General features: G+C 58.5%; 39 protein-coding genes, 2 tRNA genes and 1 pseudogene. 22 read left to right on the forward strand and 20 right to left on the reverse strand.

Translation table 11 applies throughout. From position 1 onward, the window contains the following. Positions 1-70: 70 nt before the first annotated feature. Entirely contained in the window at positions 71-376 is a 306-nt protein-coding gene (locus RSO67_RS02245) for an ETC complex I subunit (RefSeq protein ID WP_315842173.1), read from the reverse strand. A gap of 263 nt (positions 377-639) precedes the next feature. Between RSO67_RS02245 and RSO67_RS02250 the strand changes: the two genes are divergently transcribed. Beyond that, positions 640-1,824 (forward strand): OpgC domain-containing protein, encoded by a 1,185-nt coding sequence (locus tag RSO67_RS02250; RefSeq protein ID WP_315842174.1) that lies wholly within the window; start codon positions 640-642, stop codon positions 1,822-1,824. A 91-nt stretch (positions 1,825-1,915) separates the two neighbouring features. Further along, a tRNA-Pro gene (locus RSO67_RS02255) sits at positions 1,916-1,992 on the forward strand. A 21-nt stretch (positions 1,993-2,013) separates the two neighbouring features. Here RSO67_RS02255 and RSO67_RS02260 read toward each other — a convergent pair. The 5 genes from RSO67_RS02260 to RSO67_RS02280 all read right to left on the reverse strand — a co-directional run bounded on the left by RSO67_RS02260 (position 2,014) and on the right by RSO67_RS02280 (position 5,104). Continuing rightward, the gene (locus RSO67_RS02260) at positions 2,014-2,454 is read right to left on the reverse strand and encodes a DUF192 domain-containing protein (protein ID WP_315844150.1); all 441 of its coding nucleotides are present in this window, start codon (positions 2,452-2,454) and stop codon (positions 2,014-2,016) included. Positions 2,455-2,656: 202 nt separating this feature from the next. Beyond that, positions 2,657-3,316 (reverse strand): cold-shock protein, encoded by a 660-nt coding sequence (locus tag RSO67_RS02265; protein WP_315842175.1) that lies wholly within the window; start codon positions 3,314-3,316, stop codon positions 2,657-2,659. Between the two features lie 193 nt (positions 3,317-3,509). After that, the gene (locus tag RSO67_RS02270) at positions 3,510-4,271 is read right to left on the reverse strand and encodes an SIR2 family NAD-dependent protein deacylase (protein ID WP_315842176.1); all 762 of its coding nucleotides are present in this window, start codon (positions 4,269-4,271) and stop codon (positions 3,510-3,512) included. Positions 4,272-4,375: 104 nt separating this feature from the next. Then, positions 4,376-4,690: an H-NS histone family protein gene (locus tag RSO67_RS02275; protein WP_315842177.1), complete on the reverse strand. Its 315-nt coding sequence runs from the start codon at positions 4,688-4,690 to the stop codon at positions 4,376-4,378. 174 nt (positions 4,691-4,864) lie between these two features. Then, positions 4,865-5,104 carry a hypothetical protein gene (locus tag RSO67_RS02280; protein WP_315842178.1) on the reverse strand — a complete coding sequence of 80 codons (240 nt, stop codon included), beginning with the start codon at positions 5,102-5,104 and terminating at the stop codon, positions 4,865-4,867. A gap of 153 nt (positions 5,105-5,257) precedes the next feature. Here RSO67_RS02280 and RSO67_RS02285 point away from each other — a divergent pair, with 153 nt between their 5' ends. Then, the gene (locus RSO67_RS02285; protein ID WP_315842179.1) at positions 5,258-5,731 is read left to right on the forward strand and encodes a hypothetical protein; all 474 of its coding nucleotides are present in this window, start codon (positions 5,258-5,260) and stop codon (positions 5,729-5,731) included. Positions 5,732-5,854: 123 nt separating this feature from the next. Here RSO67_RS02285 and RSO67_RS02290 read toward each other — a convergent pair whose 3' ends face one another. The 3 genes from RSO67_RS02290 to RSO67_RS02300 form a co-directional block, all read right to left on the reverse strand. Then, entirely contained in the window at positions 5,855-6,040 is a 186-nt protein-coding gene (locus RSO67_RS02290) for a DUF3606 domain-containing protein (RefSeq protein WP_315842180.1), read from the reverse strand. A 128-nt stretch (positions 6,041-6,168) separates the two neighbouring features. Beyond that, positions 6,169-6,378, reverse strand: a complete 210-nt coding sequence (locus RSO67_RS02295; protein WP_315842181.1) for a hypothetical protein — start codon at positions 6,376-6,378, stop codon at positions 6,169-6,171. A 200-nt stretch (positions 6,379-6,578) separates the two neighbouring features. After that, positions 6,579-6,785 (reverse strand): hypothetical protein, encoded by a 207-nt coding sequence (locus RSO67_RS02300; protein ID WP_089264246.1) that lies wholly within the window; start codon positions 6,783-6,785, stop codon positions 6,579-6,581. Between the two features lie 209 nt (positions 6,786-6,994). Here RSO67_RS02300 and RSO67_RS02305 point away from each other — a divergent pair, with 209 nt between their 5' ends. Together RSO67_RS02305 and RSO67_RS02310 are read left to right on the forward strand one after the other, a co-directional pair. Then, positions 6,995-7,234, forward strand: a complete 240-nt coding sequence (locus RSO67_RS02305) for a hypothetical protein (RefSeq protein ID WP_315842182.1) — start codon at positions 6,995-6,997, stop codon at positions 7,232-7,234. A gap of 223 nt (positions 7,235-7,457) precedes the next feature. Next, a complete protein-coding gene (locus RSO67_RS02310; RefSeq protein WP_139069921.1) occupies positions 7,458-7,643 on the forward strand; it encodes a hypothetical protein in 186 nt (61 codons plus the stop codon). A 126-nt stretch (positions 7,644-7,769) separates the two neighbouring features. Here RSO67_RS02310 and RSO67_RS02315 read toward each other — a convergent pair whose 3' ends face one another. Beyond that, a complete protein-coding gene (locus tag RSO67_RS02315) occupies positions 7,770-8,099 on the reverse strand; it encodes a hypothetical protein (RefSeq protein ID WP_315842183.1) in 330 nt (109 codons plus the stop codon). Between the two features lie 467 nt (positions 8,100-8,566). Here RSO67_RS02315 and RSO67_RS02320 point away from each other — a divergent pair, with 467 nt between their 5' ends. Both RSO67_RS02320 and RSO67_RS02325 read left to right on the forward strand, forming a co-directional pair. Continuing rightward, positions 8,567-8,812: a hypothetical protein gene (locus RSO67_RS02320; protein WP_315842184.1), complete on the forward strand. Its 246-nt coding sequence runs from the start codon at positions 8,567-8,569 to the stop codon at positions 8,810-8,812. A 95-nt stretch (positions 8,813-8,907) separates the two neighbouring features. After that, a complete protein-coding gene (locus tag RSO67_RS02325; protein ID WP_089264240.1) occupies positions 8,908-9,273 on the forward strand; it encodes a PRC-barrel domain-containing protein in 366 nt (121 codons plus the stop codon). A gap of 76 nt (positions 9,274-9,349) precedes the next feature. Here the strand turns inward: RSO67_RS02325 and RSO67_RS02330 are convergent, their stop codons facing one another. Next, the gene (locus tag RSO67_RS02330) at positions 9,350-9,523 is read right to left on the reverse strand and encodes a DUF3606 domain-containing protein (protein ID WP_315842185.1); all 174 of its coding nucleotides are present in this window, start codon (positions 9,521-9,523) and stop codon (positions 9,350-9,352) included. 255 nt (positions 9,524-9,778) lie between these two features. Here RSO67_RS02330 and RSO67_RS02335 point away from each other — a divergent pair, with 255 nt between their 5' ends. Next, the gene (locus tag RSO67_RS02335) at positions 9,779-9,946 is read left to right on the forward strand and encodes a hypothetical protein (protein WP_170849665.1); all 168 of its coding nucleotides are present in this window, start codon (positions 9,779-9,781) and stop codon (positions 9,944-9,946) included. Between the two features lie 30 nt (positions 9,947-9,976). Here RSO67_RS02335 and RSO67_RS02340 read toward each other — a convergent pair whose 3' ends face one another. From RSO67_RS02340 to RSO67_RS02350, 3 genes are all read right to left on the reverse strand, one after another. Further along, positions 9,977-10,444, reverse strand: a complete 468-nt coding sequence (locus tag RSO67_RS02340) for a hypothetical protein (RefSeq protein WP_315842186.1) — start codon at positions 10,442-10,444, stop codon at positions 9,977-9,979. A 49-nt stretch (positions 10,445-10,493) separates the two neighbouring features. Continuing rightward, positions 10,494-10,679 carry a hypothetical protein gene (locus RSO67_RS02345; protein WP_315842187.1) on the reverse strand — a complete coding sequence of 62 codons (186 nt, stop codon included), beginning with the start codon at positions 10,677-10,679 and terminating at the stop codon, positions 10,494-10,496. 207 nt (positions 10,680-10,886) lie between these two features. Next, a complete protein-coding gene (locus tag RSO67_RS02350) occupies positions 10,887-11,012 on the reverse strand; it encodes a hypothetical protein (protein WP_283805494.1) in 126 nt (41 codons plus the stop codon). Between the two features lie 161 nt (positions 11,013-11,173). On the opposite strand from RSO67_RS02350, the gene RSO67_RS02355 reads away from it, so the two are divergent. From RSO67_RS02355 to RSO67_RS02370, 4 genes are all read left to right on the forward strand, one after another. Further along, positions 11,174-11,698 carry a PAS domain-containing protein gene (locus RSO67_RS02355; RefSeq protein ID WP_315842188.1) on the forward strand — a complete coding sequence of 175 codons (525 nt, stop codon included), beginning with the start codon at positions 11,174-11,176 and terminating at the stop codon, positions 11,696-11,698. A gap of 110 nt (positions 11,699-11,808) precedes the next feature. After that, a complete protein-coding gene (locus RSO67_RS02360; RefSeq protein WP_315842189.1) occupies positions 11,809-12,027 on the forward strand; it encodes a hypothetical protein in 219 nt (72 codons plus the stop codon). 136 nt (positions 12,028-12,163) lie between these two features. After that, positions 12,164-12,613, forward strand: coding sequence for a VOC family protein (locus RSO67_RS02365; protein WP_315842190.1), 450 nt, complete (start codon positions 12,164-12,166; stop codon positions 12,611-12,613). Positions 12,614-12,943: 330 nt separating this feature from the next. Beyond that, positions 12,944-13,591: a glutathione S-transferase gene (locus RSO67_RS02370; protein WP_315842191.1), complete on the forward strand. Its 648-nt coding sequence runs from the start codon at positions 12,944-12,946 to the stop codon at positions 13,589-13,591. 21 nt (positions 13,592-13,612) lie between these two features. Here the strand turns inward: RSO67_RS02370 and RSO67_RS02375 are convergent, their stop codons facing one another. Next, positions 13,613-13,765, reverse strand: coding sequence for a hypothetical protein (locus RSO67_RS02375; protein WP_158005731.1), 153 nt, complete (start codon positions 13,763-13,765; stop codon positions 13,613-13,615). Positions 13,766-13,777: 12 nt separating this feature from the next. Continuing rightward, positions 13,778-14,032: a PilZ domain-containing protein gene (locus tag RSO67_RS02380; RefSeq protein ID WP_068736534.1), complete on the reverse strand. Its 255-nt coding sequence runs from the start codon at positions 14,030-14,032 to the stop codon at positions 13,778-13,780. 329 nt (positions 14,033-14,361) lie between these two features. Here RSO67_RS02380 and RSO67_RS02385 point away from each other — a divergent pair. Further along, positions 14,362-14,436 (forward strand) — tRNA-Glu (locus tag RSO67_RS02385). Between the two features lie 322 nt (positions 14,437-14,758). Here RSO67_RS02385 and RSO67_RS02390 read toward each other — a convergent pair. Beyond that, positions 14,759-15,571 (reverse strand): hypothetical protein, encoded by an 813-nt coding sequence (locus RSO67_RS02390; protein WP_315842192.1) that lies wholly within the window; start codon positions 15,569-15,571, stop codon positions 14,759-14,761. 414 nt (positions 15,572-15,985) lie between these two features. After that, a pseudogene (locus RSO67_RS30415) lies at positions 15,986-16,089 on the reverse strand (IS5/IS1182 family transposase); the annotation flags it as partial. Positions 16,090-16,230: 141 nt separating this feature from the next. Between RSO67_RS30415 and RSO67_RS02400 the strand changes: the two are divergent. The 6 genes from RSO67_RS02400 (at position 16,231) to RSO67_RS02425 (ending at position 19,325) form a co-directional block, all read left to right on the forward strand. Continuing rightward, a complete protein-coding gene (locus tag RSO67_RS02400; RefSeq protein WP_315842194.1) occupies positions 16,231-16,581 on the forward strand; it encodes a metalloregulator ArsR/SmtB family transcription factor in 351 nt (116 codons plus the stop codon). After that, positions 16,571-17,041 carry an SRPBCC family protein gene (locus tag RSO67_RS02405; RefSeq protein ID WP_315842195.1) on the forward strand — a complete coding sequence of 157 codons (471 nt, stop codon included), beginning with the start codon at positions 16,571-16,573 and terminating at the stop codon, positions 17,039-17,041. The genes RSO67_RS02400 and RSO67_RS02405 overlap by 11 nt, the downstream gene beginning before the upstream one ends. A gap of 319 nt (positions 17,042-17,360) precedes the next feature. Continuing rightward, a complete protein-coding gene (locus RSO67_RS02410) occupies positions 17,361-17,822 on the forward strand; it encodes a hypothetical protein (protein WP_315842196.1) in 462 nt (153 codons plus the stop codon). Continuing rightward, complete coding sequence (locus RSO67_RS02415) at positions 17,807-18,256, forward strand: hypothetical protein (protein WP_315842197.1); 450 nt, start codon at positions 17,807-17,809, stop codon at positions 18,254-18,256. Before RSO67_RS02410 ends, RSO67_RS02415 begins: the two co-directional genes overlap by 16 nt. Before the next feature lie 16 nt (positions 18,257-18,272). Then, a complete protein-coding gene (locus RSO67_RS02420; RefSeq protein WP_315842198.1) occupies positions 18,273-19,004 on the forward strand; it encodes an SOS response-associated peptidase in 732 nt (243 codons plus the stop codon). Between the two features lie 132 nt (positions 19,005-19,136). Continuing rightward, complete coding sequence (locus RSO67_RS02425; RefSeq protein WP_315842199.1) at positions 19,137-19,325, forward strand: hypothetical protein; 189 nt, start codon at positions 19,137-19,139, stop codon at positions 19,323-19,325. A 556-nt stretch (positions 19,326-19,881) separates the two neighbouring features. Here the strand turns inward: RSO67_RS02425 and RSO67_RS02430 are convergent. Together RSO67_RS02430 and RSO67_RS02435 are read right to left on the reverse strand one after the other, a co-directional pair. Beyond that, positions 19,882-20,112 carry a DUF6894 family protein gene (locus tag RSO67_RS02430; RefSeq protein ID WP_315842200.1) on the reverse strand — a complete coding sequence of 77 codons (231 nt, stop codon included), beginning with the start codon at positions 20,110-20,112 and terminating at the stop codon, positions 19,882-19,884. Beyond that, entirely contained in the window at positions 20,112-20,363 is a 252-nt protein-coding gene (locus tag RSO67_RS02435) for a hypothetical protein (RefSeq protein WP_315842201.1), read from the reverse strand. The genes RSO67_RS02430 and RSO67_RS02435 overlap by 1 nt, the downstream gene beginning before the upstream one ends. Positions 20,364-20,496: 133 nt before the next feature. Between RSO67_RS02435 and RSO67_RS02440 the strand changes: the two genes are divergently transcribed. The 3 genes from RSO67_RS02440 to RSO67_RS02450 all read left to right on the forward strand — a co-directional run bounded on the left by RSO67_RS02440 (position 20,497) and on the right by RSO67_RS02450 (position 22,135). Then, on the forward strand, positions 20,497-20,832 hold the full coding sequence (locus RSO67_RS02440) for a hypothetical protein (protein WP_315842202.1): 336 nt from the start codon (positions 20,497-20,499) through the stop codon (positions 20,830-20,832). Positions 20,833-21,014: 182 nt separating this feature from the next. Further along, entirely contained in the window at positions 21,015-21,944 is a 930-nt protein-coding gene (ligD, locus tag RSO67_RS02445; RefSeq protein WP_315842203.1) for a non-homologous end-joining DNA ligase, read from the forward strand. Then, positions 21,944-22,135, forward strand: a complete 192-nt coding sequence (locus tag RSO67_RS02450) for a hypothetical protein (RefSeq protein ID WP_315842204.1) — start codon at positions 21,944-21,946, stop codon at positions 22,133-22,135. Before ligD ends, RSO67_RS02450 begins: the two co-directional genes overlap by 1 nt. The last annotated feature ends 600 nt before the right edge of the window (positions 22,136-22,735 follow it).

A 22,735-nucleotide genomic window follows, 5' to 3' on the forward strand; every position in this document is an offset into this window, starting at 1 on the left:
CCTAACTTTCGGTGCTGGTCAGGGTGAGATTTGGAGCGTTACGGGGGCTGATTTGCCCGCAAACCGGTCGTCAGTGCGACCACGGCTCCGAGCGGCGGAACGCAAAATTGTCGGCATAGGCGATGGTCCGGGGCGCGCGCACCTTGGGCTCGATCACCTGATAGGCAATGCCTTCGCGCTCGCAATAGGCGACCGCCTCTTCCTTACTGTCGAAGTGGATGGACAGCTGCTGCTTCATGTCACTGGACGACGTCCAGCCCATCAGGGGCTCGATCACCCGCGCCTGCTCCGGCTCATAATCGAGCTGCCAGTCCTTGGTCTTGGCGAGGCCTGCCTGCATGGCATTCTTGGGGGCTTTGAAGATACGTGCGGTCATGGAATGCGATAGCCTTTTAAGGATGGGCCTTCGTCTCGGGATTAGCGTCTCGGGATCGGCCTTGGTCAGCTGCGACACTGCGACAAATTGGTGAAAACGGCGGGGCTGGTATATCCAATTGTCACGAATTTGATCCGTGATTCCGTCGTTTGGCGGCTTCGTTATTGTGTATATTCGTTCCGCGGCGTCGTGACAATCGGGGCACGAAGCGGTCTATCTGATCTCGCAATTCGGCATCACGAAGGGCTCCTGAAGCGGCACCCATGGATATTCACGCCATCCTTCCCCCCAAAGGCCGAGACCTTCGGCTGGACCTATTCCGCGGTATCGCCAACTGGGCGATCTACCTCGATCACATCCCCGACAATGTGGTGAACTGGGTCACGACCCGGAACTATGGCTTCTCCGACGCGGCCGATCTGTTCGTCTTCATCTCCGGCTACACGGCGTCCTTCGTCTACGCCAAGATGATGCTGGAGCGCGGCTTCATCGTCGGCGCTACGCGCCTCACCAAGCGGGTCTGGCAGCTCTATGTCGCCCACGTTATCCTGTTCGTGATCTACATCGCCGCCATCGGCTATGTGGCGCAGCGCTATAACGACCCCGACATCATCAACGAGTTCAACGTTGCCGGTCTGGTCGACAATCCGATCCAGACGCTGACGCAAGGTCTGCTGCTTAAGTTCAAGCCGCTCAATCTCGACGTGCTGCCACTCTATATTGTGCTGATGGGTCTGTTCCCGCCGGTGCTGTGGATGATGCTGCGCAAGCCGGATCTGACGATGCTGGCGTCGCTGGCGCTGTATTTCGCGGCACGCCAGTTCGGCTGGAATCTGCCCGCCTATCCCTACGGCGTCTGGTACTTCAACCCGTTCACCTGGCAATTACTGTTTGTGTTCGGCGCCTGGTTCGCGCTCGGCGGCGCGCTCGAGTCACGCTCGGTGATCCGTTCCAAGGTGCTGCTGTATTTCGGTATCGCCTATCTCTTGTTCTCGCTTGTCATGACCATGGCCGGCCGCTTCCCGGACACCGGCCACATGATCATGCCGGACTGGTTGTTCGACGCGTTCAATCCGAACGACAAAACCAACCTCGCGCCCTATCGCGTGCTGCACTTCGTGATCATCGCCTTCTTCGTCACTCGCTTCGTGCCGAAGGAATGGAAAGGCCTGGAGTGGCCGGTGTTCCAACCGCTGATCAAATGCGGCCAGCAGTCGCTCGCCGTATTCTGCGTCGGCGTGTTCCTGTCCTTCGTCGGCCACTTCCAGCTGATGATGTCGTCGGGCTCGCTGCTGGCGCAAATATTCGTCAGCGCCGCCGGCATCGGCATCATGACCTGCGTAGCCTATTACATCTCGTGGTCGAAGAAGCAGGACAAGCCGTTGCCGAAGCCGGCTGCTCCCACAGCGTCAGAACAGCAGGCATCGCCGTCGAAAGCCGCAGAATAGACCCGTTGTCGAACATGATGCGGGACAGGCGAGAAATCGCCGGCAGATGCCTTGCTGCCCCCGGCCTAAGCGTGTATCGACACCGCATCGTCGGGGTATAGCGCAGCCTGGTAGCGCGGCGGTTTTGGGTACCGCAGGTCCTAGGTTCGAATCCTAGTGCCCCGACCATCCCCCATTATATTCAATGACTTAGCGCTTCTTGAACAGCGGATGGACCACTTGGTCCCCCGGCGCGATTCCGTATTTTTTGGCGGTGCCTGCGACCACTTCGAGAACAGCCCGTGCCGGGCCTCCCGATGAAATGATCTTGAGGGATTGTGGCTCGGTATTCTCCGCGATCCGGAGCACCCGGCCATCACCGCCGATGAAGATCATGTCGAGTGAAACGAAGGTGTTCTTCATCCACATGGAGATCTGCTGCTCGGGGGTGAAGTCGAACAGCATACCGCGGCCATCCGCGAGCTCCTTGCGATACATCAGACCGGTCGCCCGCTCCTCGTCGGTCTTGGCGATTTCGACGGAGAACATCCGCACGCCTGACTTGGTGACGATTTCGAGCGGCTGGAATTCCGCGGCTGCGGCTGGCTTGTAAGGGCCGACAAGGGCCAGAGCGGCGATCACCGCCAGCATCGAGAGGCGGCAGCGGGCGGCGAAGCGAAACAGACTCATGAAGGGCAATCCACGCAAAGAGCCCGGTCAGGACGCCAGGCGGCGCGACCCTAGCCTGACGACGCGTGCCAGCGCCAGACAGTCGTGATGCACAGCCGCGTGATAGCCCTCGACGGCAAGGCTGGCAGGAAACCCGCAAGAAACTTGGAAAACCGTGGACGGCTTAGTGCGACGAAAGACCCGGCGTACCGCCTTCGGGCTGGATCTCGGCAGCCATCATGCCCTTCGAGCCGGGCCCGAATCGCACCAGCACATACTGGCCGGGACGCAACTCGGTCATGCCGAAGCGGCGCAGGGTTTCCATGTGAACGAAGATATCCGGCGTGCCTTCACCGCAGCTGAGGAAGCCGAAGCCACGCAGCCGGTTGAACCACTTCACCTGCGCCCGCTCGAGGCCACTGGTAGGCGTCACGCTGACATGGGTGCGCGGCGGCAGCATCTGCGCGGGATGGATGGCAGTCGACTCGTCCATCGAGACAACGCGGAAAGCCTGATAGCCCTTGGACCGCTGGGTGCATTCAACGACCACACGGGCACCTTCATAGGCCGTCTGGTAGCCGTCGCGGCGAAGCACGGTCACATGCAGGAGCACGTCGGCTGCGCCATTGTCAGGAATGATGAAGCCATAACCCTTGGAGGCATCGAACCACTTGATGACACCGTTGATCTCGACGAGATCGACTGCGTTGCCTTCGCCGACACCTGCAAAGGGGTCGAGTGCGTCGCGGCTTGCGTTGCCTGAAAGCTCATTCCCTGGTCGCGGACCACCCGCTCCGGGAATCAGTCCCCCCAACCGCTTGGACTCAAATGCGTCCGACCCCATGGCCCCGGATCCCACTATCATTTGCGCTGTCAGCCCTGTCAGCGCCATCTCACATGCCCCATCGAAGCTAATTCACGATGGCGCGGTGCGAATCTTTCGATTCGAAGATAACACTGTCGCCTGATCAGCAAAGACAAAAAACGAACACAGTGACAGCTATGAACAGCTTGCGCTCAAACGAATCAGATGCGCATCAATTTCCGACGAATGGTCCGAGCGTTTCGCCGATATCATGGCGAATGACAAGGTCAGCGTGATCGTCCTGCTCGGTCGCCTCATTGTTGATGATGACAAGACGTGCACCGGCATGTTTTGCCATCATCGGGAATCCCGCTGCGGGCCACACGACGAGCGACGATCCAATCGCAATGAACAGATCGCAGTGCTGCGATAGCTCAGCTGCGCGACGCATCTCATCTTCAGGCATCGCCTGACCGAATGAGATCGTCGCAGCCTTCACGGGCTCGCCGCATACCGTGCAGTCTGGCGCCTGTCTTTCGGAATCGAATCTGCTCTTCACCCAATCGAGCTCATAGCGCCTCGCGCAACCAATGCAGCGCGCATAGGTCGTATTGCCGTGCAGCTCGATCACAGCGTCAGCCTTGAAGCCGGACGCTTGATGCAGGTTGTCGATGTTCTGGGTAATCACAGCGGGAATCTTGCCGGCCTTGTAGAGTGAGGCGAGCGCACGATGCCCCCGACCAGGCTTGGCCGCGGCGAAGGTCTCTTCCATCGCAAAGCGCCGGCGCCAAGCTTCATCCCGTGCATCCTGACTGGCGACGAACTCGTCGAACGGAATTGGCCGGTTACGGGTCCACAACCCGCCAGGCGAACGAAAGTCGGGAATGCCCGTTTCGGTCGAGATCCCCGCACCGGTGAACGGCACGATGGTTCTGGCCTCGGCGATCATCTCACCAAGACGATCCACGCCAGTGCGAATGTCGGTTGCAATCATTGGAAGGTCCGAGAGGAAGTGATGCGACGACAATGCCGCAGACCGGGATCCGGTGCCATGCCGGGATCAACGCATGTTTCGCTTCGTCGCCACGTTTCCTGGATCTATTTCGCTTTGGCGCGTCCATTCCTGGCGGGCTTGTCGATCAAAAAGTCTTCCCGCTTGCGACCGGCGGCGATCTCCTTCGCGAGCCACCCCGCGACACCGCCGCGCCCGGTCCAGGTCTCTCCCGTCTTGGGATGGCGATACTTCGGTGGAACCTTGATGCCTTTGACGTGGCTGGTTTTACCATCGACGCTTCTGATCTGTGCGAGTTGCGCCTGCAATTCGGCACGGTGGGCCTGCAGTTGCTTGTCGATGTCCTCCCGCAATGCGAGGAGTTCGGGAACCGAAAGAGATTTGATATCAAGGGTCGGCATAAATAAGCTCCGATTAAATACGTCCGCACTCCTTCCCCAAGGCGCGCAAAATATGCGCCAGCGTGCGTCAATTAAATAAAATGTAGGCGGTGTCAAAACACCGCATCTGAAATATCGGGACGAAGCTGAAATGCGCTCCGCCCTCAAGTATTCAAATACCGATCTGCGAAATCTTTATGCAGCCCGCGAAACGTCGGTGGAGAGCTCGCTCTTCGGCAGATCGTCCTTCTTCGGCTTTGCTACCGGCGTTGCCTGAGACTTCTTCACGGACTTGCCGTACTGCGCGAGCTTATCGAGTTCGGCTTCGAGCTCAGCCTGACGTGCAGCAACTTTTTCCGCCAGCTTGTCGGATGCATGATCACGCAGTGCCGCAAGTTCCTCGATGCTCAGTGAGTCCAGATCGATCTTGGCCATGGAAATCTCCGTTTGTTCGGAACTAGCGGTAACATCCATGCGCCGCAAGCGCGGCAGCGCGATCATCCACCGAAGACATCATGATGGATGCAATTCAATTGACGTCGAGCTCTTGCTTCGCAGACAATGCATGCGGGATTGAGGAAACGCGTCATGGCATCCTGGAAAGAAGAGCGTGACCGGCTGGTCGCGCAGACGCTCGCTTTCGTACAGGAAGTCGCCGCGGCGCATCCGGTCGCGGCCCAGCGACTGAACATCTGGCAACCGCCGAGCCACGCACCGTCGTACGCGTCCGATTCAACGGAAACCGTCACCTCGCCTGCCATCACGGACGTCGATCGCTTGACGGCCCCTGCATTGATTGTACATGCGGCGAACGCGGCAATTGAAACCTCGGAGCGTAGTTCGCAGGACGTTCCTGTTGCAGGTCCAACCAACACGGCATCTCCGGTCCGGAAAGATCCGCTCTATTCGGGCCCATCTGAACGGGCCGAGATCCTCAAGCGCGTTGCGTCGTTCAAGGCTCGCCAGGCCCAGATGATCCACGAGCGCGACGTCTACTACGAAGCCATGCAGACGCGTATCCGAACAACGCTGCGGAACGATTCCGGGCGCGACCGGTTGTAAAGCCGGAGCAGCTTCCCCGATGCTCTGTTTTTAGAAAGCCCCGTCCTCCCCCGGCGGGGCTTTCGCCTTGGGGCTTCTACTCGAGAGCCGATCTGTTTGAGGGGGACGACCTGTCGGTCCGGGTTATTTGCCGAGGTGTCGCCGCACGGCGGCAACCGACGAGCCGACCTTTTCGATCGCGGCGTTCAATTCGGTCGGCGAGACGCTCAGCCGATAGGCCCAGTAGTCGCGTTGGGAAGCATCACTGGAATCGATCACCGGCGCCGGCCGGACGCCGCGTTCGGACGCCAGGACGGCGGCGACTGGCACAAGACTGATCATGCTGGCAGGGTAACACGTCGCCCATACAGCCCAAGTGAGCGCTCGCTCCAACGTTAACAGGCGATTGATGCAATCTCGGAAAGCCGCCCAGCCAAAGCAAGCCTTGCCGCGAGCGGTTACTGAACCACCGAGCCCAGCGAGGCCTGGATCTCATTGAGCGGGATGCACAGCTTCTTGCGGCGCAGGCCGCGAATGCCGCCGGTGACCTTCAAGATCTTGCCGGCCGCACATGACCCGTCCTGGACCAGCGCGCTCTCGTAAGGCGCCAGGATGAGCGGTTCAGCTGTCCGAATGGACTGAGCGGCGGAAGGTGTGGCCAACGCCACCAGAGAAATTCCAAAAGTCCCCAAAACCCAAAAACGCATGGTCGTCCCCAACGCAGCAAATACGCACCGGTCCAAGGGTAATCGTTCACGCCCTTCAATTTTTGCAGTCAGCTCTCCCCGAGCCGTTACCGCAATTATTGCCCCGGACCACCGCGAAACACAAAGCAATTTTCGCGCCGATTTCCGGTTTCAGTATAGGGTCAGAGCGTGACCTGCTCGTGACCGCACTCCTTGCAGGTGAAAGACACCCGCGCGACGCCCTTTGGCGCCGAAACCTTGTTCGCCGCGCCGCACTTGCCGCAGGTCGTCATAATCCGTGTGTCGCCCTGCTTCACCACCAGCGCCTTGCGCTCCATAGTCTCGCGGATCAGACGCTCGGCCTCTTCGCGCATTGCCTGCTTGCTCATGCAGCTCTCCTGACAGACGCCGAAGCAAAAGGCCCCGATCGAGCGGCCTTATAGCTGATGACAATGACACTCTCCATCGCGATCAGAATCGCCCCCCTGATCGCACCATTCCCCTGCAGAATTTCCGTGCATTCCAATCGGCCGCAGCGATATCCCGATGGACAGAACTGATGACCTGAACTAGAACAAATAGCGAACATCATTCGCCAATGTTTTATCGCGACGTCACAGGAATCGCCGGGTTGGCGGGGCATACGCGGCTGGAAAACAGGGAGACTGACATGGATTTGCAGGCACGTATCGACCTTTGGAAAAGCATCGATCCGGATCCGGAATTCTGCCGCAAGGCAGAACGAGAAATGCTGCTGTTGAGTTGTCAGGACGAAGACTGGGTCAACGCGCGGATGCGGGATTTCGAACAGGCGCTCGCATTGGAGAGTGTTGAATAACGGAACCCTTTGGCGTCGGCGGCGTTACGTCTGCGCTGGAACATCCAACCTCGCTTCACCGCGGTGATGCGAGGTTTTGTTTTGCCGGTGATTCGGTGCGGGAGATCTCAGCTTGCGTGAGCGTCGCGCGCTGCGACTTATCCACCGGTCGCCTTGCAAAGATCGGATTGATGCCGCATTCGGCATCGATGCTCTCCTTGGGGAGCGAAACGAAGAGAAGAGAATGAACGAAGAAAGAATTTCAGCGGCACGCGCCGACATGGAACGCCGGGTGGCAGAATTTCGCGAGAAGCAGGCGAAGTTTCAGCGCGAACGCGAAGACTATTACGAGACCACGATCGAAAAGGTACGGGCCACCGACTGGAACGAGTTCGTGACACCCCGTCAGGAGCGCCGCGTGCGGCACTAGCTACGATCTGCTCGCAGCAGCATTCAATAAAAAGCCCGCCATTATCTGGCGGGCTTTTTATTGAATGCGAGTCACTGCGCGTGCAGCTCAATAGGCCCGAAGCAATGCTCCGGGCCGTGTTGGGCCCTACCAATAACCATAGCTGCGATAGTAACGCGGGCCATAGGCATAGGGGCCGGGACCATAGTAACCGCCATAATAAGCCGGACGGTAATAGCGCGGTCGATAATAGCCGTAGCCGGGACCGTAGCCATAATAGCGTGGGCCATATCCATATCCGTACGGTCCGTACGCGCCGCCATAGGCCCCCGCGGCCAGTGCACCTGCGGCAATACCAAAGCCGATTGCGGGACCCGGTCCCCAACCTCTACCCCATCCGCGCGCTTCAGCCGGCGCCGTCATGGCGGTCGTGCCGATGGCTGCGACAGTGGCCAGGATCAATGCTGCCTTTTTCATGTGATACCCTTTCTGTTCACCACCGGCCAAATAACGCCAAGCTTTTTTGTTGGTTTCAGGGCCTGTAAGATTTCACCGCTCGGGTTCCAGACCGGAAGTGTGTCATGATGCCCATTCGCTATCGCCGTGCGCAGCTCGCACGCCAGCTTCAGGCCTTTCACGCGGCGCACCCCGAATTCATCAGAGAGCGGCTTCGCGCTTTCGATGAGCACAACGGACGCGACAAGATGATTCCCGTGACGCATCGCAAAATGAAACCGTCACCCTATACGCGTCGCTTCGCTACGCTCCCCCGCGACAAGGCGCCGATTAGCTCCGGATGAAGCCTTAACGCGCCCCACACCGGCTTCACGTTTCATTCACCATGAGGGGCCGGTTATCGGAACGGCTCGCAAAGCCGACGCTTTCCTCTCCATGAATGTACGCGGTGTCGCACGGACACGCGTGCGAGCAGTGGAGTAATGGCGATGATTGAACAGATCGCGAAGATCGACAAAGCGCTCGACGAATTGCTCGTCGGCCTCGGCCAGATGGTGCTGCGCCTGTCGAGTCCGCATGTCACACGCACGCGCGAAGAGCGCAAGGCTCTTGTCCGCTCCGTCAATCAGTTCTCAACCTGCGCGGCCCGCTCCAGCGATCCGCGGGTCCTCAAGCTTGCCGAGGATCTGCAGGACACGCTCAAGCCACGTCTGCGCCTAGTCGCCAGCCGCTGACGGCACGACGTGCCCAAAACGTCCGCGCGGCAACGACGCAGGAACGTTTCTCCCTTTCACCGGTTGGCGAGACACAACCAGAAGGGAGACGGCTTATGCCCATCGAAGCAAGTGAACAAGGCAACCTCATTGGCAGCGACAAGGTCGAAGGCACCGCGGTGTTCGGCGCCGACGACCAGAAGATCGGATCGATCGAACGCGTGATGATCGACAAGAAGAGTGGCCGGGTGTCCTACGCTGTGCTCAGCTTCGGCGGCTTTCTCGGCATCGGCGACGATCACTATCCTCTCCCTTGGCAGTCGCTGAAATATGACACCGCACTCGGCGGCTATCGCACCGGCGTGACACAGCAGCAGCTGGAGAACGCCCCGAAATACGGCAATGACAATAGTTGGAATTGGGCTGACACATCGCGGGCCCGCGCGGTGAACGATTACTACGGCGTTCCCATGGGCATCTGACGCCCGGGATATACCACACAGCGGAACGGCACCCGATCGGGTGCCGTTCTTGTTTGCCCAGTCCGATGTATCGGCTCTAGCGCGCCAGTTCCTTGCGCACGGCCGCAGCCGCATTGCCGACTTTCTCTACTGTTGCCTGCAACTTCTCGCGGGACACGCCGAGCTGGTGGGTCCAGTATTTCACCTCATGCGCCTCGTGCATGTTGATCTTGCTGCGATCCGGTTGACCCTTGTTCTTCAGGTCGTCCATCGTCGTCGGCCTCTTCAATCAACTGGTTGATGTAAGTGGCGAGTTGCTCGCCGGCGTCATTGAATTCTTCGTCCACGCAAGGTGTCCCATATGCCGTTTGGTGAGTGCAAAACATGCACGACTGTGACTTGTTCCGGGCGCCGCTCACCTGCCACACAAGCAATTGTTCAAATGCCGGAGATTCCGCCAACCCGGCTTTAACTGCACTTCCAGAGCTCGGAGAACCCAATCGCACCCGCGGCATTATGGGAGATGATGTCCACAGCCCTTGTCGTTCAAACCGTCGAACTGAGGCCGAACCCGCCGCCTTACGGTCGGCTGTCATTGCGCACGGGGGCATGGGACCAGTTGCAGGCGAAACGGGCCTATGACGACCATCACGAGCCGCCGGAGGCGCCGGTCGAGCTCGACAAGAAGGTCTGAGGTAGCCAGCAGTCCGCGGCGATCCACGCTCTAGTGCGAAACACCCCCACCAATGCCGACGCTCCCGCCGACCCTGATGCAGGTCGACGTCCCCTCAACCTGGACGAAGCCGGCGCCGTATTGCTTACACGGATCTGCTTTTCGTGGTGCCGGCGTCATGCTGTGCTTCGTTGCCACTGGCTTCTTCGACGCCGCAGCAAAGGCCTGCAGCGGGATGACAGCGATCAGCAGTCCAACGATAATTCTCATGGTCTTCCCTCGCCGCTTGTATGCGGTCGTATAGCTCATTGGAACGAATGCCGCAGTGCGGTGTTTCCATGGCATGGGACCGAGAGAAGAAGATAATGGCGTATTGCTGCTCAGCGCGGTCGCGCTTGTCTGCGGAATGATCGCCTTCGTACCGTGGCTCCTCGAGCCGACACCCGCTGTTGCAAGCAAAAACACCCAGCGTGTCGCCCATGAGCGACCTGTGTCGCAAGAGCCGGTGCGCGTGATCATGCCCTTTAGCCCGAACACAACGCCGAGCCAGCGTTGACGCCTTGCTTGGCTAGTTGGCAGCCACAGGCTGGCCGGCGGTACGAGTGAGCTTGTCGGCTTTCAGCAGGACATGGTCCGTTGCCAGCTGCGGCCGGGCGAAGAAGCTCACGGCGACAAAGGCTGCGCAGAACAGAAATCCTACCAGCATCACCCGTCGATGCGTCGGCTTGTCGGCATTGTGAAACGAAGCGGACATGGTCACTCCCTCGATGGGAAATGAATAGCTCACTCTTATTTCCGCGCAATCATACTCTGGTTTTAACCTAACCGATGAAGGTGGCTTGGCTGAGCGGATTTTAACGAAGCCGTTGTGGACTGTTAATTTTCGGCGCTCCCGCGATCAAACTAAACTACAGAACCGCATCGTAAAGCGACCCCGCCCGGTCGTTACTTCCTCGGCGTGTTACTTCTTATCGACGTTGTCCTGCGAGATCGGGGGAGCGCAGGTCTCCTTCGCATACTTCTCAGCGAGTTCGAATATTTCGCGACGGCGCTCCGGCTCGTTAATGGTGAGGTAAGTCACAACCATTTTTAAGGCCTCCTCGTCCGAAGCCCTTCCAAACCGCCACACGAGTAACACTCCCAAGTTGTACAGAAAGGTTTCGGAACCTTTTCCCTGTACGTTGAATTGAATGCCCATCAATATACGTAATATTACGATTAATTGGCCAATAAGTTCCGGGAGCGGTGATGATTGTCGGTCGGCCCATCTCGGAGATATGCAGGGAGCTTGCCATCTCGGCGCAGGCGAGCCATCAGACAGTTCTCGCGCAGATCCTGCGGATGGCTTCGCTCGAAGCCGCCCAGAGCGGCGTGCGTCATCATGAAGGCGATTCCAGTATCCAGGATCGATTGGTTGGCATCTGGGACTGGGACATCGCCAATGACCGCGTCTATGCAGACAGCAAATTCGCCCGCCTGTTCGGCGTCAATGCAGATTTGGCCTCGCGGGGCACGCCATTACAAGACTGGCTGGATGCCATTCATCCGGACGATATCAATGATGTCACCGCCGCCATCAATCGCTCACTGACGACCGGTCAGGTGTTCTCCCGTGAATATCGCGTCGTCTCTCACGGCGACACGCATTGGGTCTATGCGCGCGGCAAGTGCACGCTCGATTCGTCAGGCAAGGCGGTTCGGTTTCCCGGCGCCATCGTCGACATCACGCAGGAGAAGATCGAGGACTATAACCTCAGCATCGCTCCAACCTAATTCTGACCTTTGGGCTGCCCGCTTCACGACAAAATCGCCGGCAAAACGACAAGGGAGCCGACGGCTCGTTGCCTGCGGGAACGTAGCCTTACGCTACCCGTTATACTCGCATGGCAAAGAAATTTTTTAGCGTCGTCGTCGTTCGCTCCGTCGAGGAATCCGTGGAGATTGTTGTCGAGGCCAAGAGCGCCGACGACGCACATGTGGCGGCTATTCAGCATCTTCGGCAAAGCGGTGACGAATATGTGTGGGGAAAGCCGCGCAAGGATTTGACTGTCTGGCAAAAGCGGGAGATCGATACGCCAGCCATTGTCGATGTGAGCGCTTAAAAGCCAGCTAACCTCGCAATCCCGCAGATGTCCCGTCGTTGCCGCTACGATACCTGCCATTTGTCGTATTAAGCTGCTATGGCAAGCACCGCTGCCTTTGCAGTTGCAGGCCTGCGTCGACCATGGAGACAATCCAATGCGCTACCTTCACACCATGCTGCGCGTCCGCAATCTGGATGCGGCCCTGAAATTCTATGCCGATGCGCTCGGGCTCAAGGAAGTCCGCCGGGTCGACAACGACAAGGCGAAATTCACTCTGGTGTTCTTGTGCGCCGCCGAAGACGAGGCGCTGCTGGCCGACACCAAGGGCCGCGGCGCGCCGCTGGTCGAACTCACTTACAACTGGGACGAAGAGAAATATGGCGAGGATCGCTATTTCGGTCATCTCGCTTATGAGGTCGACGACATCTACGCGACCTGCGACCGGTTGATGAAGCTCGGTATCACCATCAATCGTCCGCCGCGCGATGGCCAGATGGCCTTCGTGCGATCGCCCGATCTGCATTCCATCGAGCTTCTGCAGAAAGGCGACGCACTGCCGCCGCAAGAGCCATGGTCGTCAATGCCCAACACCGGACATTGGTAACTCACAAAACGCATCGCTGCAGGTGCCGCGGTGGAACGCCATGAGCAGTGCCGCGTTGTTGATGCGATACTGATTTCATGGAGGCTGAGACAATGGGACGTGGAATTCTGCTCTGGCTGCTGGGTGTACCGATTCCGGTGATCATTCTGCTGTGGCTCTTCTTCGGTCGCTGACGCCTCCCAAGCTGAACCCATGAACAGGCCTCGCTCACGCGGGGCCTGTTTCGTTTGCGGGCTCGCTCCTTTGTGAGAGGTCAGCACGAGACCGGCCTTGCGATGGCGGCGCGTTGCTGGCTAAACCTGCGGCGCTTATTCGCCAGCGAGGTTCATCGTGTCACAGACTCCCACTCCATCCCTGCAGATCTGGGGCCGCGCCAATTCGGTCAATGTGCAAAAGGTTCTGTGGTGCTGCCATGAACTCGACGTCGCCTATGAGCGCATCGATGCCGGCATGCAATTTGGCCGTAACAGCGAGGCCGACTATCTGGCGATGAATCCCAACGGCCGCGTGCCCACCTTGGTGCAAGGCGATTTCGTGCTGTGGGAATCCAATTCCATCATGCGCTATGTCGCCCTGGCCTATGGCGCTACATCGCGCCTCTACCCATCCACGCCAAAGGTGCGCGCCGGGATGGAACGTTGGCTCGACTGGACACTGACGACACTGCAGCCGGCCGAGCGCCCGTTGTTCTGGGGACTGGTGCGGACGCCCGTCGCCGACCGCGACATGGCCGCGCTGCAGAAGGCTGCGGACGCCAATGCGGCACTGTGGGAGATGGTCGACCGGCAACTTTCCCATCAGACCTGGATGGAAGGCGACGATTTCAGCCTCGCCGATATCGCCATCGGTTGCTACGCACGGCGCTGGTTCGGTGTCGTGGGTGTCACGCGCCCTGCACTTCCGCATCTGCAACGCTGGTATCAGGTGATCTCGGCACGGCCGGGCTTCCAGACCTATGTCGCGCCGCCCCTCTCCTGAACGCAGGCGTTCGTTCGAACGTTAGTTCAGCGAACGTTCAAGCAGCAGGATGCCCATGATCACCACCAGCGTGATCGCGGCCACGACCAGGCGCATGGTCCAGTTCATGCCGCGGCCGATCCACCACAGCAGCGCGCAGCCCATCAATACGGGAATGACGATATCGGGGCGCACGATCGTGGGGCCCTACGCGATGAAGCGAACGCCCAGCGTCTTGCCGCGGCGCCAGACCACTTCACACATACGCCCGGTGCGTGCGTCGCGCGAGAAGGCCAGCTTCATCTTGTTGGGGACCGACGTGGGATCGTCGACGACGACCTTCGCGCCGGAGGTCGAGAGATCCAGCACATTGCATTGCCGGGCCGCGAATCCACCGTCCAGCGTGATCCATGCGGCCTGGTGTACGGACCGGCGTGTGTCGCGTTTTTTCGTCACTGCCATCGCATCACTCCACGCCCCCGGGAGAGAGCCTTAAGCCTGCATGCTTTAAGAACCGTTGAGAGGTGCAGAAGAGTTCGAAATGTCCTGTGCACAAGGTCCGTGCGCCGCGCATGGGGATCATCCACCTGATCCCTCACCGCCCACTTGCCGACCCGAACAAACGTCACTATACGTTCGGCCGCTGGCACCAAACTGATTTGCTTTCGGTCGGTGCCGCCCGCGATAGATCAGCCCTAAAGCTTTGATGTTGCGGCGATTTTAGAAATAGCCGTGCAGAACCGCGGTATCCTTGGCCTGATTTCGGGCCGCTGGATCGGCCGGGGTTTTTTGCTCCCTTCGTCTATCGGTTAGGACGCCACCCTTTCACGGTGGAGAGAGCGGTTCGATTCCGCTAGGGAGCGCCAAAGCCGCCTTCCCCCAAAAATTCTTCAATGAATTCAAAGGTGTTTTCTGCGGCCGATCTCCGTGTTGGACGTTTTGTTGGACGTTTTTCGGGGTCGCTTTTCCGCCTCCCGTTCACCGCCTTTGCGCCCGGTCTGGGGCCTCATCGACCCCGTGACACAGTCCCCCACGCCGTTGCTGGCCGGCGCAATGCTCCACGGCGCGTTCACAGTCTATCGTGACGGCCTCCCCGCCATCCAATGCGCCGATAAGAGGCGAATGGTTGCACAGCTGCTAACGGCGCTACGTGTCAGAAGGCGCCCTTAAAAAGCCTAGGGATTGCAGCTATTCGATCGTTGGCTGCGAAGCCATATCAACAGAATGTCGTCCGGGCCGCTGCGGGAGGATGGCGATGAGCAGAGCAATTGCAATGAGAATGACGACCGAAGCAATCGGTCGACTTATGGCGAGCCCGCCATGGCTAACCGGCTTGTCGAGAAAATCGCCGACGGTAGCCCCAAGCGGGCGAGTGAGAATGAAGGCAGCCCAGAACAGAAACACGCGCGACACCTTGCTTAGGTAGTACAGCGCAGCAAGTACGACTAGTCCCGCACCAAACAGCACAGCTCCTCCATCGTAGCCAAGTCCGGTGCCGTCAGCGATCCAATCTCCGAGAGCAGTGCCCAAGGTTTGCGAGAAAGTAATTGTGACCCAATAAAAAAGCTCAGCCTTTGGGGAAGTTACCGTGTCGACATTGACCGATCCCAAAGTCATGTACCAGGCACCTAGGGAGCAAAGGACGCAGGCCAGCAAAATAGATGAGCCGCCTACGTAGCCGATGCCCAGTGAGCGATCGAAAAAATCCGCCATCGCCGTACCGACCGTGGTGGAAGCCACGATGGCAATCCAATAGACCCAAGCGTTAAACCTCGTGGTTGATATCTGAGCGATGACCGCCGCGACGAAAAGCGCTAGAAAAATCGCTGTTCCGATTAAATAGCCGCCGTTTTGAGCGTTTTGATCTGCATGCAGCCAGCTCATGGTTACGGCGTCGCCGCCTGTTTCTCCCAGAGTGGTCGCAAGGATCTTGATTACCCAGAAGCCGAGCGTGACCGCAGGTACCTTGCTGAGAACGTCGTCTGCGCTCTGAAACTTCATAGAATGCGCTCCTGGATACTCACCTTTCTGGCCTGTTGTGCAACGCCTCAAACATCAGAATGTGCCGCAAGAATATCTTAGTGCGGGTGATGGGACGACGGCCGCTTTTCCATTCAAGAAGCGAGTTTCCAGTCGTGGGTAACTCCGCGCGCGCCCGCCACATCGCGCTGTTTGGGCCACCAATTTTGCTGGCCACACTAGTTAGCAACTACCGGACTCGGAAAGAGGCCAAGGCGCCTCGCATCGACCAACGCCGGTCGTGAAGCTTCGAGTTAAACCGCCCTTGGTGCGTCCGATACGTTGGCCGCCGTGCGGTGGGCCTTCAAATGGCTGGCGTCGATCATCAGCTGATCCGGCTTGCCGCTCCTCTCTGCGAGGGCCGCAAATCTTGTTGAACACGCAATCGGCTCCAGCCGATAAACCGATTGTAGATCGTCTTCGACGCCGTAAGCCGCAGACGCGTGACGCCAACGCAGACCATTCCTGATGATGAAGATAATCCCGCTGACGATCCGGCGGGTCATCGACGGCGGAAGCTACGACATCGGAAAATATCGTCGGCGCATCTGCGCCTCTCGCGCAGTCATTGAAGCGACCTGAAACGACACCCCACGCGCTTTAGTTTGCCAAATGGGAAACTTTTAGCTATAGTTCTCCACATGGAAAACCATCAATTATCACTTGATGCGGCCTTTCATGCCCTCGCTGACCCAACCAGACGGGCGGTCGTCAGTCGTCTTACGAAGGGCCCTGCACCGGTCAAGGAATTGGCGGAGCCCTTCGCCATGGGGCTGCCGTCCTTCATGAAACACCTTCGAGTGCTTGAGACAGACGGACTGATCCGTTCCAAAAAAGTCGGCCGGGTCCGCACCTGCTGGGTGAATACCGAGAGGCTGGAGGCCGCCGAGTCCTGGCTCTCCGAGCAACGTGCGCTTTGGCAGGGCAGGACGGACCGGCTTGCCGATTATGTTGAAACTCATATGACCGGGAGTATTGAAGATGCCGACTGAACAATCCGAACTGACCATTGCGCGTTTCATCAAGGCGCCGCCAGCCATTGTCTGGAAGGCATGGAGCACGCCCGAGCACCTGGCGAAATGGTGGATACCCGCCCCCATCGAATGCAAGGTAATCAAGCTCGACCTCCGCCCGGGTGGCGGATTTGAGACGCGAATGCGCGAGGGCGGCGGCGAATTTCAACCACATCTCGAGGGCTGTTTTCTGGAAATCGTTCCTGAAGCCCGCCTGGTTTTCACGACGGTCCTGACAGAGGGGTGGCACCCGGCTGAACCCTGGCTGGCGTTGACCGCGATCACAACGTTCGAGCCAGAAGGAAGCGGCACCCGATATTCGGCCCGCGTACTGCACAAAAATGCTGCGGACTCCCGAAAACATGAAGAGATGGGGTTCCGCGATGGCTGGGGGACCACGATCGATCAACTCGCGGCATTTGTCGAGCGATTGGGGTGAACGGGCGACGAGGTCGCGTAAAGCAAGTCAGGCCGCAAAAGTGACCCTTTGGGCCCAAAGCGGTTATCGCCGTTCTGCTCCTTGGGTCCATCAAATAGGCCAGCGAACCGGGCAGCGAGCCTAAACCCAAGGAGTGCCGTAGAGCGGGATCGCTTGGTGTCAGCTCAGTCCCAATTTCTCGTTGGCGTATTGCTAGGGAGCGCCGGTCGCTCTAAAACATTCATCAATAATTTCAATGCTCTTGCATCGGCCAACATTGGTGTTGGACGTTTTGCAAAGACGTTTGTTCTCTTCTTGTTCACGGTCTATCGTGACCGTCATGTCCCCGAAACGTCACCCCACGCCTCTGTCCGGAGGCGATCGCAAGGCTCTGAACAAGGAGCTGACGAAGGCGCGTGGGGTGACGCTGATGCTTGCTCGACAGTCGGACGAGCTACGGGCCAAAGGCGAGTCGCTGATCCGTGAAGCCGACAAACTGGCCTGCGAAAGCTGGAACGAGCGCATGTGGGCGGACGGCGAACCAATCGACCCGTCACCGACCGTCGACCAGGCCCTTAACGGCGGATTTCCGTGGCTCGAAATCGAATGCTCACGATGTCGGATCAAACGCGACGTCAGCCTAGCCGAACTCCCGCATGTCGACACGACATGCATCCACGATCTCGCGAGCCGTCTGCGCTGCGAGCGATGCGCGAAGAGCGGCAAGCGCCCGCTAGCGACATTGCTGCAACTGGCGCATGGGCGACGGCACACCCCGGAGGCGCCATGGTGCCGGACCTGACACGGCGGCGCATCGATGATCGTCTGGAGACCTGGGAAATCTGGTACGGCGACGTGCAGGTCGGTACCATCGCTCAACAAGACTGGGATCCGAACCCAGAGAGGTCCGGCATCTGGAAATGGTCTTGCGGCTTTTACCCGCTCCATCGCGACCAATGTTTTAGGGGCGAAGCAACAACCTTTGAAACGGCCCACGCCGCATTTTCTGCCGCGTGGAGGATGTTCTTGCCACAACGCACGAAGGCGGAGTTCGAAGCGTGCCGCCGGCAGAAACAGTGGACCGCCAACAAATACACGCTATGGGATGCCGGATATCGCAACAAGCTGGGTCGAGGCCCGATCCGGTGCGCATGTGGCGCGATGTTCAACCCGGGGATTCACGAAGAGACCACGGCCCATATCGAGCACATCACCGGACGCCCTCCGGGAACGTAATGGACAGGAACGTTGCATGTGCAATCTTTATTCGATGACGAAGAACCAGGCCGCGATCCGCAACTTATTCAAGGTCGATCGCGACATCACCGGAAACCTGCCGCCGCTACCGGGCATCTTCCCCGACAAGCTGGCGCCGATCGTGCGAAACACTGGCGGCGAACGCCAGTTGGCGATGGTGCGATGGGGAATGCCGTCGGCTCAGAATGCTCTCCTTGAAGCAGCAAAGAAACGTGCGGCAAAGCTGGAGGCCAAGGGCAAGACCGTCGATTTCAGCGAGTTGCTCCGCATGGAGCCCGATGGTGGGGTGACGAACATCCGCAACCTGAGAAGCAAGCACTGGACCCGCTGGACCGGCATAGAGCACCGCTGCATCGTACCGTTCACATCGTTCAGCGAGTTCAACAAGGACTATGGCGGCAACGTCTGGTTCGCACTCGACGAGAGCCGGCCGCTCGCCTGCTTCGCCGGGCTATGGAAAGACGCATGGACGTCAGTGCGCAAGGTCAAGGAAGGCGAGTCCACCAATGACCTGTTTGCCTTCCTGACCACAGACGCCAACGATTTCATGAAGCCCGTTCACAGCAAGGCGATGCCGGTCATCCTCACCAAGCCGGAGGAAGTCGAAACATGGATGCGCGCACCATGGGATGAAGCGAAGGCGCTGCAGGAGCGCCTATTGCCTGACGACGCTCTCAAAATCGTGGCAAAGGGGCCGTCGAAGTACGATGGTAAGCCTACCGACTGAATGCTCCGTGGCCTGGGCAGAGATATGCCGCCTACCACCCGCAGACGTGCTACGCTGATCTATCACCGCTCGACCAAGGACAACTATCGGTGCCGAGAGTCAGGTTGCTCCCGTCTTCTAAGGAGCAGAACGATGCCTGATTATCGCGCATATTTCGTAGGGAATGACGGACACTTTGAAAGCGTCGAAATCGTCCAGGCCGATTCCGATGAACAAGCCTTGAAGTTTGCAGAAAAGATCGTCGATGGTCACGACGTCGAACTATGGCACCTTGGTCGCAAGGTGGCGATGCTCAAGCGCAAACCCCAGTCCCCACGTTGAACAAAGTCTCTTCCGCCGTAAACGGGGATATGTCGGGTACCGGGCAGACGGCTTTGACTCTTCGGCTTTAGCTTGTTTCCTAGAGTGGATCGCCGGTCCACGGCAATAGTTCGAGTATCAGCCATGCCGCGCACTCGAACCCTACCCTGTCCAAATTGCGGAGCCGGCGCTTATTGGATCCGATGCTCCTCCCCCGAAAATAGTTTGGTTACGCATACCTTCGAGTGCGCAAAGTGCAGCTTTATCCATGCAGTTGTTGAGCCAGATCCAGCGGTCCTGGCCGCGGGCTGGCTGAAGGGCGAGCTGCGACCTCTGGAGAAATAGCAGTGATCAGGCGCCTGCTTGCGAAACCATGGCGCACGGAAGACGTCGCCAAGTTGATAGAGCTCGGTGCCAGTGGAGCCTCCGTCTTGCGTGCCGCGGCAGCGCTCGGCCGGCCCATTGCCTCGGTAAAAAGGAAGGCTTACGACCTTGGCATTCAATTGTCTGGCGTGCGCAAGCTGAGGGCGAAACTTCGCGAGCGGGCCGCGATCGAGGCCCCGCAGCGCCGTTAGCGTCAATCATCGGAGCGAGCATGCTCTTTATGAACCGGTACCCGGACCACTTCTTGACCGCCCTCCTGGACAACTGAAACGAAGCGTTGCGGCCCGTTGTGGTTGGGCGACACGTTCACGATGTTGAAAGCGATCCCGTGCGCGTGAGCAATCGCCGCCTCGTCCGTCGCGAAATCAATGCCGCTAACATCTGGAAGCTTCGTCCCGTCCACCAAATTAAAAAAGTACCGCATTACTGAGATCCTTTCTCCCGGCGGACGCCCTTGAATTTCTTGGCGACCGTCGTTTTCCTGGCAGTCTTTTTCTTTGCAGCGGCGGTCTTCGTCGGTGCTGACTTCTTGGCCTTCTTGATCGCCATAAACTCACCGGACGTCTTGTCACGCTTCGTCCAGGTGGAGGCGCCGTCCATCGTTGTCTTGGTCTGGCTGCGCTTTTTGACGGCGCCTTTACGGGCATTGTCCCCCGTCGGTTTGTTGGTGGCCATTCATCTGTCTCCCGAGCACCGCAATACCGCGGCAGAGGAAGGAACGAGAATTCGATCAACAGGTTCCAGCCCGCTCGGAACGAATCACCTGTGGCTAGCTTGAATCGGCCACCAGTTGCGTTGGAGTATCAGTATGCGTCAGTCCCGTTGGACACCTTCCATTGTGCCGAGCATCGGCGATCAGAATGTCTATCTCGTTCTGGACTGCTTTGAGCGATCTGGGTGCGCCTGGCGAGAGGCTGACGCTGGCAAGACCGATCTCGAGACTGTCATCCGTGACCTGATGTCTGGACAGTACAACGACCCTCAGCGTGTCATCGCCTTCAACACCTTCGAGCATTGGGCCGACGATGTCTCGGAAGGCGTCGCTCGATCCGGCGACGCGCCGACGCAGCCCACGAAGATCTCTCATCATCCATCGAGGACTTCGTGGTGCGACACGCCGGCAGAGACCAACAGCACAATTTGAGGTTGGCATGAGTGAAGCCCGCGCAGTTCGTTATCGCCGTCTCGCCATGGTTGAGCAAGATCCCGAGCGCGCCCGCATTCTGCGACAAATCGCAGACGAGGCCGATCGTGGCGTCTTGTGCGTATCGTCGATCCATAAGCCTGTCACAGCACAGTCGCCTTTGGTCTCTCCGGCGAACTGACATGCCTTATCCAAAACCAAAGGCTCCCGAAGGCGGCGTGAAGGCGGCCTTCCCGGGATTCGTCGCGCCTGCTCTCGCGTCTTCGATCGGTAAAGTGCCCTCTGGAGACCGCTGGATACATGAGGTGAAGTTCGACGGTTATCGCGTGCAGCTGCACATCGTGAACGAAGGAATTCACATTTACACGCGCAACGGCCACGACTGGACCGACCGCTTTAAGAAGATCGCAGCCGACGCTTGGCATTTGAAAACCAAGTCAGCGATTATTGACGGCGAAGTGGTCGTTCCGGCCGAAAACGGCACTACGGATTTCTCGGCGCTGCAAAACGCTCTGCGAGCAGGCAAACCTTCAGATCAACTTGTCATGTACGGCTTCGATCTTGTGTATCTGAACGGGTACGACATGCGAAAGGTCCCGCTGGTGACCCGGAAAGCGGAGCTGTCCGCACTTTTAAAGAACTCTCACATTCTGCTTAGTCAGAGTTTCGACGTTGACGGCGCGCACATGCTTAAAACGGCCTGCGAGATGGGCCTTGAGGGCGTGGTTTCAAAACGAAGAGACAGCCGGTACAGCTCTGGACGCACGGACGCATGGGTCAAGATGACATGCCGGAACAGGGAAACCCTGCAGATTGTCGGCTTCGCGCTAAAAGAGAACCGCTTCGACGGGCTCTACGTCGGACGCCGAGAGGGCAACAACCTTATCTATGCCGGAAAAGTCGATCACGGTTTCACGTCTGCCGCCGTGACCGACGTTCGTAAGCGTCTGGCTCCATTGGTGCAAAAGGCGCAAGCCTACAGTCAGAAAATCAAGAAGCCCAACGCTGTCTGGGTGAAACCTTCGCTCCTAGCTGAGGTCGAGTATCGAGCAAAATCCGCTGACGGAAAACTTCGCCATCCAGTATTCAAAGGCGTACGGGAGGATCTGTGATGCGCGACATCGATATCGTCACAAAGGCTATGCAGGACGCTCAGGCAGAGTTGTCCGACTATATCAAGCCTGCCCCTCGCGACCCGCAAGCCGTTCTTCAGCGCATGCTGAGATATTGGATCGCGATGAATGTCGTCGCCGCACAACAGCGACTGCGCGTCAGCTATGGTCAGCTTCGCGTCATCAAGTGAACACGGAGTCATTGTAGACATTTCGTCGCAGATCGATTGCGGCAGCGGCAATTAACCCTGACTATGTCAGTTATCAGAGGCGCCGTTTCAACCGGTGATCACTGCCGCGAGCGCGTAACACGCCGACGCATCGCGCTCCTGACGAACGGTGGAATTTTCGTTCGCGAAAGAAAATATAAAGCGCTGGCATTCGCACACGCAGAGCGCGAAAAGTTCCTGACCAAGAACTACGAAGAAAATCATAGGTAAGACTTGATGAACTCTCAGGAACACGCTTCGCTGCTTCGAACCGACGCTCGCATCATCGCTGAAGACGATACGCACGCAGTAGTGGCGCTACGCATTAATAAAAAGTGGATCGGTCGAAATCTGCCATTTTTGGCTGCGATAGCTGAGCTAAGCGCCGTTCTCCGACAGAAAACCCGAGCCTAAATCTTCATCGACAAGAGCCCGCGACCGGCACAAGGTCGCGGCTTAGGCGATCCTCTAGCCGGGTCTGTGCCCTCTTCCAGAAGTTTGAATTCTTTCGCTGTAGCGAACAACCAACGCTGGGGACAAGACAGACAATATTTAACGCGAATTTTAGTTCCGGGTCTGGCG

Source organism: Tardiphaga sp. 709 (assembly GCF_032401055.1).
GTDB lineage: Bacteria > Pseudomonadota > Alphaproteobacteria > Rhizobiales > Xanthobacteraceae > Tardiphaga.